Raw genomic sequence first — 12,953 nt, 5'->3', positions numbered from 1 at the left:
ATTGCCGACCGCCGGTCCGGCTTCGGACCAGGTGGGTCCGCTTCGCATACAGCGGAACGTACCGGGTAAGTCACTCTGTGTGCCCGGTCGATCGGACCGCCGGGACATCGGAGCACCGGGGAGGCGGCCGTGGCAGTCGTGTTCGACGCGGACTTCACTTCGACCAGGCAGTGGACCGCCGGGCGCAGTAGCGCCTATCCCCGGATGGGGCCGACCAACCGGAGCGACCACAAACTCGACTACCTCAGTCACGGGTACTGCCCCGGCGGGGTGTTCACCGCGACCCGCAGGCCCAGCGGCGGGCTGTGGAACTGCAACCTGCTGACCACCGAAGGCAGTCCGGAGGGCTTCCAGGTCCGCACCGGTGACGTGCTGTCGGCGCGGGTGACGCTACCCGTCGGGCTGGGCGCCTGGCCGGCGATCTGGACCTGGCGGGACGGCGGCAACGAAGTCGACGTCTTCGAGTACCACCCGGACAACCCCGACCTGCTGGAGATCTCCAACCACGTCCGGGGAGGCTTCCGGTACTGGCACGGCGGCGGCGCCGGGATCGCCCCCGGGGCGACCTTCGGCATGCGGGTCGTGCTCGGGTCGCACTCGGTCGACTGGTACGTCGAGAACGAGCTGGTCTACGCGGACCTGCACGGGGTGGGGGCCGGCTGGCACGCCTACCTGATCGTCAACCTGTCGGTGGCGGACGGGACGTACCACGACCGGCCGCCGACCGACGGGCCGGACCGGCTCAGCTGGGTCTGCCACAGCCTGCAGGTCGAGCGCTGAGGGGAAGTCTTTTACGGCTGGCGGCTGGCGGCTGGCGGCTGGCGGCTGGCGGCTGGCGGCTTCCGGCTCCCGGCGGGCAGCTTCCGCCTGGCGGTCGTCGGTCTGCGTTCGTCGGTCTGCGTTCATCGGCCGCATGGGGGCTGCTCATGGCGCGAGTGCGGCGGTGATCGGGCCGTGCGGGCCCGAGCGCTGGAACCAGACCGCCCGGCGGTGCGGGCCGATGTGGGCCGGGTCGGTCACGTACAGGTCGTCGCGCGGGGCGCGCTCGTTGCCCGGGGCGAGGGCCGCGTCCACGGCCTGGTCGGCGAGCGCGTGCAGCAGTGCGGTGGCAGTGGCCTCGGCGGCGGACGGCGCGATGGCGAGAGCGGTGAGCTCGGTCCAGAGCCCGGTGGCGACGTAGGCGATCGGGGAGTGGCCGAGCGCCGGGTGGGGGCTGGGGTCCGCGTGGCGCCGCAGCACTCCGGCGGCGACGAGCTGCTCGGGGGAGCGGCCGTCGTCCGGGAGGTGGTGGGTCGTCTGCGGGTGGTGGCTCACGGGCGGCACGCTACCTCTCGGGTGTGGTCCCGGGCGCCGGAACGTTTTCTCAGGCTTCCTTCACAGCACTTTCACCCTGGTCGGGCGCACGATGGTGGTAAGGCGCTGATCACCTCGGCGGGCCCGGTCGGGCCGGAGGAGGAGGTCCTGATGAGGCACTGGCACGGGTACGGGCACGGCCACGGCATGGGGGGCTGGGGCATCGGCCTGATGGCGATCGGGACGCTGCTGGTCCTGGCGCTAATCGTGCTCCTCGCCGTTGTCCTGTTCCGGTACGTCTCCCGTTCGCGGCAGCCGGTTCCGCACGGCCCGTCGACTCCGGGTGCGGCCGCACCCGGGCCGGGCGGTGCGCGCGGCTGGGCGGCCGGGGCGACACCGGAGCAGTTGCTCGCGGAGCGGTTCGCGAGGGGCGAGATCGATGCGGAGGAGTACCGGCACAGACTGGAGACGCTGCGCTCGGCGAACGGGCCGGGCGGCGGTTGACCCCGCCGCCGGGTGGTGTGTGCGGTCCTGTCCGTCCGGTCCTTCTGGGCGTCTCCGGCGGCCCTCTGGATGGTTCGGGTGCACCCGGGGGGTCGTCCGGAGCCGGATCGGGCCCGCCGCAGGGTTCTGCGGCGGGCCCGATCCGGCGTTCGAGCCGTCGTTCCCGGCGTCGCGTCGGGCGGTCGCCCGCCCGGAGCGCGGGTGCCTACTCGACGACGAGCTCGACCGGGATGTTGCCCCGGGTGGCGCGGGAGTAGGGGCAGACCTCGTGGGCCTGCTTGACCAGCAGCTCGCCGGTCTCGCCCGCGAGGGCCTCGGGCAGTTCGACGCGCAGCACGACGGCGAGACCGAAGCCGGCGCCGTCCTTGCCGATGGACACCTCGGCGGTGACGGAGACCTCGCTGGTGTCCACCCGGGCCTGGCGGCCGACCAGGCCGAGGGCGCTCGCGAAGCAGGCGGCGTAGCCGGCCGCGAACAGCTGCTCGGGGTTGGTGCCCTGGCCGTTGCCGCCGAGCGCCGCCGGCATCGCCAGCGCGAGGTCCAGCTGTCCGTCGGAGCTGACGGCGCGGCCCTCCCTGCCGTTGGCGGTGGCGGCGGCGGTGTAGAGCGCGTCCATGGTCGGTTCCCTTCGTGGTGCTGCGGTTGCTCGGATGGGGCCTGGCCCGGGTCGCGCCCCCGTCTTCGTCGGTGGCTCGACCGGCGCCCTGCCGTGCCATAAGTAGAGCACGCAATTCAATTGCGCACAACTCAATGGCGCGATGGCAATCGGTACCATGGATCCATGACCACGCTCCCCGGCATGGCGGACGAGGAACTGCTCCGCCTCGACCAGCAGATCTGCTTCTCCCTCAACGCGGCCTCCCGCGCCTTCGGCGGGGTCTACCGGGTGCTGCTCAAGGACCTCGGCCTGACCTACCCGCAGTACCTGGTCCTGCTGGTGCTCTGGGAGGACGGCGAGCTGCCCGTCAAGCGGATCGGCGAGCGCCTGCGCCTCGACTCCGGCACGCTCTCCCCGCTCCTCAAGCGGCTCGAGACGGCCGGGCTGGTGCGCCGCGAGCGCAGCCCCGAGGACGAGCGATCGGTCACCGTCCGGCTCACACCCGAGGGGTCGGCGCTGCGCGAGCGGGCAGGGCAGGTCCCGCGTCGACTACTCGTCGCGACCGGGCTGCCGATCGAGGACCTGGCCGCACTGCGGGGACTGCTGGAGCGGGTGACCGCCGCCCTGGACTCGGCGCCGGTGGAGCCGGCGCCGTAGGGCTTGTCAAGCCGACCCCTCGACCGATGTGATCTGGGTCACGTCCGATGGAACCCGGTGGGGTCCGAGGGCCTGAACCGGCAGGTCAGCGGGGCTGTGCGAAAGTGAACGGAATCGTTCGCCAATTGTCCGCCCGATCCGGTCAACATCCCACGCCCCCCGGACGGTTACACCACGAGCCCCCAAAGGGCCGTCGGCGTGCCATCCGGTGGGTCGGCCAGCTGACCCAGGAAAGGGACGTGCGTGAACACTCCCGGGCCGGGCGAGGAGCGGAGCCTGCGGACGGACCCGCTCGCCGACCTGCCGACCGACTTCGAGGCCTTCTTCACCCGCGAGAACTCCGGCTACCTCCGCTACGCCCAGCAGCGCCTCGGGCATCGCGAGGACGCGCAGGACGCGGTCCAGAACGCCGGCGCCACCCTCTACAAGAACTGGCCCCGTGCCCTGGCCAGCGCCGACCCCCAGGCCTTCGCCTTCAAGATCGTGAAGGACGCCGTGGTGGACGTCCTGCGCGAACGCCGTCGCACCGAACGCAAGCGGCTACGGGTGATCGCCCAGCGCCGCCCCGACACCAGCCAGGACGAGCTGGACGAACTCGCCGAACTGGATGCCCTGGACTGGGCGATGGACGAACTCGCGCGGGCCGCACCCGTGCAGGCCGACGTCGTCCGGCTGCGCCAGTCCGGCCTGTCGTACCACGACATCGGCCGGTCGCTCGGCATCGCGCACACCACCGCCCGCACCTACTACAGCCTCGGGCGGCGGCACCTCGAGTACCTCCTGGAGCACCCCGACGACGGCGGAGCGGAGACATGAAGGTCGCGGACCTGCTGCTGGCGCACTCCGCCGAACTGGAGCGGGAGTTCGACGACCACGACCCGGTGGCCTTCACCCGGCGGCTGGCAGAGCGGCTCGCCGCCGCTCGTCGGACCGCCCCGAAGCTGCGCGAGCGCCCGGCCCGCCCGCCCGCAGGCGCCCGGCCGTCACACGCTCCCGCTGCCCGCCCCGGCGCCGGGGCGGCGGCCGGCGGCGGCGCGGGCTCCGGTCGGGGGGTCGGATCGGGGGCGGTACCGGGCCCGGGCTCGGGTCCAAGCTCAGGCCCGGGCGCGGGTGGGGGCCCGGGAGCCGGTTCGGGTCCAGGGGCCGGTTCGGGCCTGGCGGCTGGTTCGGGCCCGGGGGCTGGTTCGGGCCCGGGGGCTGGTTGGGGCCCGGGCTTCCGAACCGGTCCGGTCGCGGGGCCGGGCACCGGCTCGGGGACGACTTCTGCCTCGGGGCAGTCCCCTTGGGCCGGCGGCCGGGCGGAACTCCGGCGGGACCTCCGGCACCTGTGCGCGGGCGTGGCGGGAGCGGCGGAGCCGGGAGAACTGGCCCTGGACCTCGAACTCGCCGAGAAGACCGCCTTCCGCACCCTCGGCTGCCTGCTGTACGGCATGGGCCGCGCGGCGGACGGTGTCTTCTGGTGGCGCATCGCCGCCCAGTACGGCGACCAACTGGCCGTCCACTGCCTGGCCGTCCACTACACCGCCGAGGGCGAACGGCGCGACGCGGCCCGCTGGGCCGCCCAGGCCCAGGACCTCAGCGCCCCCGGTCGACTGCCGGAACTCGCCCCCGACGTACGGCCGGGCAGCGCCGCCGAACTGGCCCGGGTGCTGGCGGAGCGCTACGACGGGGAGATCCTGCTGACGCTGCGCGAGACGCTGGCGGCGCGGCCACGGGCGACCCCCGCACGGTTGGGTGTCCGCGCGGTGCGGGGGAGGGGCGTGGTGCGGATACGGTGACAGTGCTGGTGCTGGTGCTGGTGCTGGTGCTGGTGCTGGTGCTGGTGCTGGTGCGGGGCCGGGGCCGGGGTGGTGCTGGCGTCGGCGCTGGGGGCCGGGGTGGTAGCGGTGTGGGGCTGTCCCTGCGGGGTCGTCGATCAGGTGAGCCCGGAAAGGGCGTCGCCCACGTACGCAGCTCCGAGCACGGCCGGCACCGTGGTCAGGATCGCGGCTTGGTGGGCGGCCGTCCAGGCTCTCCACTCGCCGAGCGGCCGCACGGAGCCTTCCCCGCCGCGGAGGCGGGCCGCGAGCGGCAGGAACGTGCCGAGCGAGCCGATCACCACCATCAGCGCCGCCGCCACCGCCTCGGCTCCGGCGCCGGTCCCGGCGGCGGAGACCGCGGCGGCGCCGCCGACGGTCGGCAGCAGGGTCCTCGGGGCGCCTGCGGCGAGTGCGCAACCGAGGCCGGCGGACCTGGCGGCCCGGTAGCGGTCGACCGCCTGCAACCACGAGGGTGGCGGGGTGACGTGCCCCGCTCGGGGTCGGTCGTGCCACTGCTGGGCGGCGGCCATGAGGAGCAGCGCTCCCAAGCCGAGCTTGAGCCAGGACGACCAGGTGGGGGCGGACTGCGCCCGGGTCAACACGGTGCCCACCGTCACGACGGCCGTCACCAACGCGGCGAGGCCGAGCACCCAACCGGCTGCGAAGGCGAGCCCGTTGACCAGGCCGCGCGGGGTGGCCAGGATCAGGGTCATCGCGATCAGCGGCAGTGGGCTGAAGGCGACAGCCACCGCCGAGGCCAGCATCGCACCGACCGCTTCACCCACGGACCGCTTCACCCACCGACCGCGTCCCCATTCCGGTTCGTGCCTTCCCGGCGCCGGGTGCACGTCCGCCATTCAGCTACGGCAGGGTCAGGAGCGCGCGGTCGGCTCCGCCGTCCGGGTGAGGGGCGCGGGCTCGTGGGATCGCGGCTGGGGCTCGTTGGGGGCCGGTGCGAACGACGGAGGCCGCCGCACCGGTGCGGTGCGGCGGCCTCCATCGAGGAGAGGCCTGGCGGGGCCCCGCGGACGCGTCAGTCGGTGCCGGACTCGATCGCCGCGTGGTCGAGCGCCGTGGACGACTCCTCGTCGCCGGTGCCCGCAGCGATCGGCGCCGCGCCGCCCGGGGCGAGCTCGCCGATCAGGCCGCTCCACGGCGCCAACTGGCCGTGCACCGCGTACTGCTCCAGCTTGCTGCGCGAGTCCGCGATGTCGAGGTTGCGCATGGTGAGCTGGCCGATGCGGTCGTCCGGCACGAACGCGGCGTCGACGCTGCGCTCCATGGACAGCTTCTCTGGGTGGTAGCTGAAGTTGGGGCCCTGGGTGTCGATGACCGAGTAGTCCTGGCCGCGCCGCAGCCGCAGGGTGACGCTGCCGGTGACCGGGTGGCCGATCCAGCGCTGGATGCTGTCCCGCAGCATCAGCGACTGCGGATCGAACCAGCGGCCCTCATAGAGCAGTCGGCCGAGGCGGCGGCCCTGGGTGTGGTAGGTGGCGAGGGTGTCCTCGTTGTGGATGGCGTTGAGCAGCCGCTCGTAGGCGGTGTGCAGCAGCGCCATGCCGGGGGCCTCGTAGATGCCGCGGCTCTTGGCCTCGATGATCCGGTTCTCGATCTGGTCCGACATGCCGAGGCCGTGGCGCCCGCCGATGCGGTTGGCCTCGTGGACCAGGTCGACGGCGCTGGCGAACTCCTGGCCGTTGATCCGGACCGGGCGGCCGAACTCGAACTCGACAGTGATGTCCTCGGTCTGGATCTCGACCGCCGGATCCCAGAAGGCCACGCCCATGATCGGGCTGACGATCTCCATCGAGGCGTCGAGGTACTCCAGCCGCTTCGCCTCATGGGTGGCGCCCCAGATGTTGGCGTCGGTGGAGTAGGCCTTCTCGGCGGAGTCCCGATAGGGCAGGTCGCGCTCGGCGAGCCACTCGGACATCTCCTTGCGGCCGCCGAGCTGGTCGACGAACGCCTGGTCCAGCCACGGCTTGTAGATCCGCAGGTTGGGGTTGGCGAGCAGGCCGTAGCGGTAGAACCGCTCGATGTCGTTGCCCTTGTAGGTGGAGCCGTCGCCCCAGATGGAGACCCCGTCCTCCTGCATCGCCCGGACCAGCAGGGTGCCGGTCACGGCGCGGCCGAGCGGGGTGGTGTTGAAGTACGTCTGCCCGGCGGAGCGGATGTGGAAGGCGCCGCAGGCGAGGGCGGCCAGGCCCTCCTCGACCAGCGCCTCCCGGCAGTCGACCAGGCGGGCCTGCTCGGCGCCGTACGCGCGGCCCCGGGCCGGGACGTCGGAGAGGTTGGGCTCGTCGTACTGGCCGATGTCGGCTGTGTAGGCGTACGGGACGGCACCGTGCTCGCGCATCCACGCGACGGCGACGGAGGTGTCCAACCCACCGGAGAATGCGATGCCGATCCGTTCACCGACCGGCAGCTTGCTCAAGACCTTCGACATGGATGCACCCTTGACCGACCCGCGCGAGCGGGCCCCTGATTTAGCGATGTGTGACGGGATTCGGCGTACTCGATCCGATGCCCGAACTCTGGCATAGATTTGCAGAGCAACGCAAGAGCATGCGATCGAGTCCGTGGGTGGGAAGGCTCGCGGAGCTCTCCTCAGTCGGCCGTCGATCTGCTCAACTCTGCTGATCCGATAGGTGGTTGGGGGGAGTGGTGAGCCGATCATGGCATGCACTGCCGGAACGCGCTTCGTCGGAGGCTCCCGATCGCTTCGGCCTGCGGTTCTCTTGGGACGGATCGGCGAAGCTTCCGGCGCCCCGGCGTGCCGCCCCGGTTCCTTACGGGTGCGCCGTGGGGTGTCACCGGTGACTCGCTGCCCTGGCGGAACGCGGGTTACCTGGACGTGTGGGCACTTCCGGATGCGGTGGGGCCGCTCGCTCCCCACCTCCCTACCCCCTCTCTGTTCCTGCCTCCCCTTCCTCCCCTCTTCGGTGCACGGAGGCCTCTGATGCGAGGAGCAGTGATCCACGGCCCTGGCGATGTGCGATTAGAGACCCTGGAGGACCCGAGTCGGTCTGCGCGGTTGCCCGGCCTCTATGCCGCTACGTGCCTCACCCCACCCCCTCGTCCCGACCGGGCGGATCCAGCCAGGGAAGGCCTTCGACCTCACCCTGCCCCTTGCGGAGATCACCGAGGGCTGCCAGGCCAGGGACGAACGCCGAGCCATCAAGGCGCTCCTCAACCCCTGATCCGTACCGCATCCGTTCCAGGCTGGCCGAGCCGGCTTGCCCTCGTTGCCCGCCGGCCCACCGTCCCACTGGCGCACCGCTCACTGCCCATCGCCCCACCTGCCCCCCCGCTTGGGAGGAACCACATGCAGATCACCCGAAGCTCGATCGACACCGTCAAGGGCCCCGCCGACTGGTTCACCGGCGACGTGTACATCGACTCCGTCGCCGCCGCACCCGCACCGTCCCGGGTCACCGCCAACCTGGTGCACTTCATGCCCGGCGCGCGCACCCACTGGCACCGCCACCCGCTCGGCCAGACCGTCTACGTCACCGAGGGCGTCGGCCTGTGCCAGCGCCGAGGCGGACCGATCGAGATCATCCGACCCGGCGACCGCGTCCTGTTCGAGGCCGACGAGGAGCACTGGCACGGGGCCGCGCCGAACCGGCTGATGGTCCACCTGGCCATCAACGAGGGCGACGCCGAGCACGACGTGGTGCACTGGCTCACTCCCGTCACCGATCAGGAGTACGCTGCCGCGCCACCCGCCAACTGACCCCGCCGTACCGGTCGTCGGGCTGGCTCAGGGGGTGGCGTCCGGCCCGATGACCGTGGCACGGGTGTCAGTTCGGCACGGGCGCGCGGGCGCGCAGCCAGGCCGTGCGGGAGGCGAGCACGCCGAGGCCGAGTGCGACCAGGTGTCCGGCGTCCGCCAGTTGCTGGTCGAGCGCCCAGGCGGTGGCCAGAGCGAGGGCGAGGGCCGGCAGGCCGTAGCGGCGCAGCGGGGCCGGTCCCAGGGCGAGCAGGCAGGCGCCGGTGGCGACCAGGCCGTAGCTGATGCCCACGTCCCGGGCCCGGGAGAGCGCACCCGGGATGTGGGAGGTCAGCATCACCCACATGGCGCCCTCGGTGAGCAGGGTGGCCCCCAGGTGCCCGAAGGCGAAGACGGCTGCGGCCCGGGCCGGTCCCCAACGCCACTCCGCCAGGCCCAGCACGACGGCGACCGCCGCGATGCCCGCCCACGCCGGTACCCCGTCGACCACCAGACCGCTGGTGAACATCGTCCACCACTTGCCCACTTCCATGTGGTGGACGTTGCTGCTGTTGTGCCGGACGAACCTGGCGCGCCCGGCGTGGCCCTGGCCGGCGAGCCAAGAGGCTGTCACGGTCAGCAGGAGGACGTACGCCGTGGTGAGGGACAGGCGGCCCGCTACTCTCAGCACCGGGTGCCGGGAGGCAGTGGGGCCGGTCGGTGTCCGCGTCGCGAGGCGGTCGCTCATCGTGCCTGGTGCCCTTGCTCTGTGGTACCCGGCAGCGGCACGCCCGGTGCGTGGCCGGCGGGCCGTGACCGGGTGGGTCAGTGGCCGGGTGGGTCAGCGGCCGGGTGGTCAGGTCGCCAGCGTACGTCAGCCGACGGCCATCGTCGGGGCCCGCCGTCAAAGGGACCGGAAGGCCAGATCACCCGTACGGGTCGCCGCGGCGGCGGGCCGCCCCGGGGTCGGGTCAGGGTGAGGGGAGGAGCATCGTGGGGGCGTCGAGGAGGCGTCGATGGCCGGTAGCACCACCCGGGGCTCGCAGGCGCACCCTCGGCCCTGGTGGTCGCGCACCGCCCGTGCGGTGTGGGCCTACGTCCGGCGCGCCCCCGGCACCTACACCTGGCTGGCGATCCTGTTCGTGACCACCCAGGTGATCCGGCACGTCGACCAGGCGACCGCCGATCGCATCCTGGAACGGCGTTCGACCAACCTCCACCACCTGCAGGTCTCGCCGGTCCGCGTACTGGTGACCAGCGCGCTGTGGATCGCCGGCGGGGGCTGGCCGACCTACTTCCTGCTCTACAACCTCTTCCACGTGCCCGCCGAGCGCTGGCTGGGCACCCTGCGCTGGATCTCGGTGGCGATGCTCGCGCACGTCGGTGCGACCTACCTCAGCGAAGGCGTGCTCGGCTGGGCCATCCACCGCGGACTGGTCTCGCCGAGGGCCGTCTACACCCTCGACTACGGCGTCAGCTACGCGCTCGCCGGAGTGGCCGCGGTGCTCACCTACCTGACCGTGCGGCCCTGGCGGTACTTCTACGCGGCCGGGGTGCTGGTCGTCTACGGCCTGGGTGTCCAGCAGAGCCGCGACTACACGAGCATCGGCCACTTCAGCGCGGCACTGATCGGGTTCGCCTGCTACCCGATCGCCCGGGACCGCCCGGGCTCCTTCGACCCGGCCGCCATCGTGCGGACGAGCTGGCGCCGGGTGCGCGGGCGGTGACCGGTACGGACCGACCGACCAGGCGGATCGGCCGGTGTGCTGCCCTGCCGGTGGGTGGTGGAGGTGGGCGGTCCGCGGTGGGCACTGGGTCAGCACCGAAGCGACCGGGCGAAGGGCCGGGCAGGTTCAACGAGCAGCCGGTGCTGCCGAACCCGGCCTGGAGAGGGGTTGGGGGTAGGGGCCAGGAGCGAGAGGACGCCGAGTGGGCCAACGATACGCGGCAGCCGCGGCAGCTGCGGTCACTGCTGTTCGCCATGGCAGCCCGCGACCCTGCCGCCGGGTCGAGGGGGTGAGGGGCACCTGGGCCCAGCAGCAGCCGGACCTGCCGGATCGCGGCGGATTACAGGAGAGCGGTCCACTCCTCACAGCACAGCCAGGTCCGAGTGCGGAAGATCGGGTCGCAAGGGCGCCAGCGTGACCAGCACCCGAGCGACGAACGCCAGACGATGCTTCGGGCCGGCACCGGCCTCGCGGCGGCGATCGCCGCCGCGCCGCTCCCGCAGCGCACACTCCTGCTCCGCCTCCCACACCGGGGCGAACTCAGCGACGAGTTCGGCAAGATGCTGTCGAGATATGCCCGATAGGGCTTGATGAGACAAGGCCGCGTGGGCTGATGACTTCACATCCACGGGCGCCGCGCCTCGCGCCACCTACGCCTGCCGCCGCTCCCACTGCTCCTTCGTGATCTCGTACCGCACACCCCCGTGTTCGGAACCCTCAACCGCCATCATGTCGTCCGGTACGGGGATGCTCTTCGCGAGCATCATCCCGAGCTTCTCCATGACGTTGCGCGAAGGGCGGTTCACGGTCATCGTCTCGGCCCAGACCATGCGGATCCCAAGCTCGGCGAACCCCTTCGCCAGCAGCGCCTGTGAGACCTCCGTGGCGTAGCCCCGACCCCAGGCCGCCTGGCGCAGGCGGTAGCCGAGTTCGGCCTCCTCACGAGGGCCGCTGCGGAGCGGACGCAGGCAGAACCAGCCGATGAACGCGCCGCCGTCCTTCTCGTGCGCGGCGAACAGGCCGAGGTCGTGATTCCAGCGCTCGTAGCCGGCGAGGATGCTGGGGATGGCGCGGTCGCGGATGTCCTCCGGCGGGGTCGGAGCGCCGCCGGTCAGGTAGCGCATCACCGCCGGGTCGCTGTCCAGCTCGATCAGCAGGTCCGCGTCAGTGGCGGCGAAGGGGCGCAGGGTCAGGCGCTCGGACTCGAGGTAGGTGGTCACGTGAGGATCATGGCCGAGGCGGGTCTGACGGTCCAGGCGTTTTCGGACCGCATCTGTACCCGGGTGGGGTAGTGGAGGAGGTAGTGGAGGAGCAGCACGGCACGGCCGCCTTCACGCCATGGCCGAGGACCCGCCTCTATTGCTCCCCAAAGTCGTAACCCCGGCGCCGGCGTGCACGTGCTGGCCGATCCCCAAGCACGGTGAGTTCCCGCCGGGCAATCCTCCACGCGCTGCGCTTCGATGGCGGCAAGGCGTGGGCGCCGACCAGCCGTGGTGTGTGAAGCCACTCGGAGACGGACCTCTCGGGCCCGTGGATGCTCGCATTCGGCTTGGGTCCGGCTGGCGCCCGGCTGACACCGGTCGCCAGCCGGTCGTCTCGCCGGTGCCCGGGCCGGTCACCGCGAGCGGGCCGAGCACCGGCGTCGGGGTCGAGCGGTTTGCTAGGTGGTGGGCCGCTCGGCCACGCAGAGGATGTTGCCCTCACTGTCCTTGAACCAGGCCGCCCGCAGGCCGTCGCTGCCCTCGGCGACGCCGTTGACGGTCTTCAGGCCCGGGAAGTCGTACTCCTCGAACGTGACGCCGCGGCCGCGCAGTGTCGACATCTCGCCGTCGAGGTCGGCGACCTTGAAGCTGGCCAGGGTGTGTGCGGCCTGGCCTCCGCTTGCTGTCTCGTACATCCCGAGCAGGGCGCCGCCGCTCTCGAACGTGAGGTCCTCCGGGGTCTCCTCGACGAGTTTCAGGCCCAGGGTGTCAGTGTAGAAAGCCTTGGCCCGCGCCAGATCGGCGGCGGGGATCATGGCCAGCACCGGTGCGTCTCCCAGCATGGTGATTCGCCTCCTTCTGCTTCCAGGCTAGGTACCTCGGGGCAGGTGTGCCCACGGGTAGGACCGGCGGCTCCGTTGCGTGCGCACTAGGTGGCTGGGTGCTATGCGGGCGCGAGTCCCCGGAGAGTGGAGGTGGGCGCAACAGTTCGGAGCGGAGGCCCAGGGCGCCCGAGGTGATGGGCGAGGCCGGCGCGGTGGTCGTCGTCGCGGGTGCAGACGAGCGCACGCCGGTTGGTGGTGGATGCGGGCGCCGAGTGCGGGCATCTCGACACCCCGGATGCGCCGCTGGTGGGCGCCGAGGACCCCGCGGAGCTCGCGCACGGACACGATGCTGTGATCAAGGATCGGTTGTGAGGGAACAGCCCTTAGGCCGCCGGATAGGGCTCGCGGACGTCGGATGCCCCCGCCCGGCAAGTCGCGGTGACCAGCGGCGAGCGGCACCGGCAGCACACCGGGGAGATGCGCGTGGTGGGCGCACCCCCGAGTGTGCTGATGGAAAGGGCACGGAGAGCACGTCGACGAGGAGGCGAACAGCGGCTGCCCGAGTGGTGCCGCCGCCCCAAAGGGGATGCGACGTCAGGCCGGGTGAGGCTCTACGTGTCGAAGCGAGCCTGGGGCG

General features: G+C 72.2%; 16 protein-coding genes. 8 read left to right on the top strand and 8 right to left on the bottom strand.

Translation table 11 applies throughout. The annotated features are described in order from the left end of the window. Positions 1 to 129 precede the first annotated feature (129 nt). Positions 130 to 780: a beta-glucanase gene (locus IF30_RS0109010; RefSeq protein WP_030234514.1), complete on the top strand. Its 651-nt coding sequence runs from the start codon at positions 130 to 132 to the stop codon at positions 778 to 780. A 144-nt stretch (positions 781 to 924) separates the two neighbouring features. Here the strand turns inward: IF30_RS0109010 and IF30_RS0109005 are convergent, their stop codons facing one another. Beyond that, a complete protein-coding gene (locus IF30_RS0109005) occupies positions 925 to 1,314 on the bottom strand; it encodes a hypothetical protein (RefSeq protein WP_030234512.1) in 390 nt (129 codons plus the stop codon). Between the two features lie 150 nt (positions 1,315 to 1,464). On the opposite strand from IF30_RS0109005, the gene IF30_RS0109000 reads away from it, so the two are divergent. Next, entirely contained in the window at positions 1,465 to 1,797 is a 333-nt protein-coding gene (locus tag IF30_RS0109000; RefSeq protein ID WP_030234509.1) for an SHOCT domain-containing protein, read from the top strand. Between the two features lie 205 nt (positions 1,798 to 2,002). Here the strand turns inward: IF30_RS0109000 and IF30_RS0108995 are convergent, their stop codons facing one another. Continuing rightward, complete coding sequence (locus tag IF30_RS0108995) at positions 2,003 to 2,413, bottom strand: organic hydroperoxide resistance protein (RefSeq protein ID WP_030234505.1); 411 nt, start codon at positions 2,411 to 2,413, stop codon at positions 2,003 to 2,005. Positions 2,414 to 2,578: 165 nt separating this feature from the next. Here IF30_RS0108995 and IF30_RS0108990 point away from each other — a divergent pair, with 165 nt between their 5' ends. The 3 genes from IF30_RS0108990 to IF30_RS46430 all read left to right on the top strand — a co-directional run bounded on the left by IF30_RS0108990 (position 2,579) and on the right by IF30_RS46430 (position 4,830). Then, the gene (locus IF30_RS0108990) at positions 2,579 to 3,052 is read left to right on the top strand and encodes a MarR family winged helix-turn-helix transcriptional regulator (protein WP_030234502.1); all 474 of its coding nucleotides are present in this window, start codon (positions 2,579 to 2,581) and stop codon (positions 3,050 to 3,052) included. A 243-nt stretch (positions 3,053 to 3,295) separates the two neighbouring features. Then, positions 3,296 to 3,868, top strand: coding sequence for an RNA polymerase sigma factor (locus tag IF30_RS0108985; RefSeq protein ID WP_030234498.1), 573 nt, complete (start codon positions 3,296 to 3,298; stop codon positions 3,866 to 3,868). A 521-nt stretch (positions 3,869 to 4,389) separates the two neighbouring features. Next, complete coding sequence (locus tag IF30_RS46430; protein WP_051709567.1) at positions 4,390 to 4,830, top strand: hypothetical protein; 441 nt, start codon at positions 4,390 to 4,392, stop codon at positions 4,828 to 4,830. Between the two features lie 137 nt (positions 4,831 to 4,967). Here IF30_RS46430 and IF30_RS0108975 read toward each other — a convergent pair whose 3' ends face one another. Both IF30_RS0108975 and argG read right to left on the bottom strand, forming a co-directional pair. After that, a complete protein-coding gene (locus IF30_RS0108975; protein WP_030234493.1) occupies positions 4,968 to 5,636 on the bottom strand; it encodes a GAP family protein in 669 nt (222 codons plus the stop codon). Between the two features lie 248 nt (positions 5,637 to 5,884). Beyond that, positions 5,885 to 7,297 (bottom strand): argininosuccinate synthase, encoded by a 1,413-nt coding sequence (argG, locus tag IF30_RS0108970; RefSeq protein ID WP_030234490.1) that lies wholly within the window; start codon positions 7,295 to 7,297, stop codon positions 5,885 to 5,887. A gap of 601 nt (positions 7,298 to 7,898) precedes the next feature. Between argG and IF30_RS47605 the strand changes: the two genes are divergently transcribed. Next, on the top strand, positions 7,899 to 8,051 hold the full coding sequence (locus tag IF30_RS47605) for a hypothetical protein (RefSeq protein WP_158834852.1): 153 nt from the start codon (positions 7,899 to 7,901) through the stop codon (positions 8,049 to 8,051). Positions 8,052 to 8,176: 125 nt separating this feature from the next. Continuing rightward, the gene (locus tag IF30_RS0108960) at positions 8,177 to 8,587 is read left to right on the top strand and encodes a cupin domain-containing protein (RefSeq protein ID WP_030234489.1); all 411 of its coding nucleotides are present in this window, start codon (positions 8,177 to 8,179) and stop codon (positions 8,585 to 8,587) included. Between the two features lie 67 nt (positions 8,588 to 8,654). Here the strand turns inward: IF30_RS0108960 and IF30_RS0108955 are convergent, their stop codons facing one another. Then, positions 8,655 to 9,311, bottom strand: coding sequence for a rhomboid-like protein (locus IF30_RS0108955; RefSeq protein ID WP_078891246.1), 657 nt, complete (start codon positions 9,309 to 9,311; stop codon positions 8,655 to 8,657). Between the two features lie 268 nt (positions 9,312 to 9,579). Between IF30_RS0108955 and IF30_RS0108950 the strand changes: the two genes are divergently transcribed. Continuing rightward, positions 9,580 to 10,290: a rhomboid-like protein gene (locus IF30_RS0108950; RefSeq protein ID WP_051709565.1), complete on the top strand. Its 711-nt coding sequence runs from the start codon at positions 9,580 to 9,582 to the stop codon at positions 10,288 to 10,290. 362 nt (positions 10,291 to 10,652) lie between these two features. Here the strand turns inward: IF30_RS0108950 and IF30_RS47600 are convergent, their stop codons facing one another. The 3 genes from IF30_RS47600 to IF30_RS0108930 all read right to left on the bottom strand — a co-directional run bounded on the left by IF30_RS47600 (position 10,653) and on the right by IF30_RS0108930 (position 12,334). Beyond that, complete coding sequence (locus tag IF30_RS47600) at positions 10,653 to 10,919, bottom strand: hypothetical protein (RefSeq protein ID WP_158834849.1); 267 nt, start codon at positions 10,917 to 10,919, stop codon at positions 10,653 to 10,655. Between the two features lie 21 nt (positions 10,920 to 10,940). Beyond that, complete coding sequence (locus IF30_RS0108940; RefSeq protein ID WP_030234477.1) at positions 10,941 to 11,510, bottom strand: GNAT family N-acetyltransferase; 570 nt, start codon at positions 11,508 to 11,510, stop codon at positions 10,941 to 10,943. A gap of 440 nt (positions 11,511 to 11,950) precedes the next feature. After that, entirely contained in the window at positions 11,951 to 12,334 is a 384-nt protein-coding gene (locus tag IF30_RS0108930) for a VOC family protein (protein ID WP_030234474.1), read from the bottom strand. Positions 12,335 to 12,953: the final 619 nt, after the last annotated feature.

Source organism: Streptomyces sp. NRRL S-350 (assembly GCF_000719705.1).
Classification (GTDB): Bacteria; Actinomycetota; Actinomycetes; order Streptomycetales; family Streptomycetaceae; genus Kitasatospora.
Note: the sequence above shows the minus strand (reverse complement) of the source record. Positions and strands in the feature narration are given on the sequence as shown.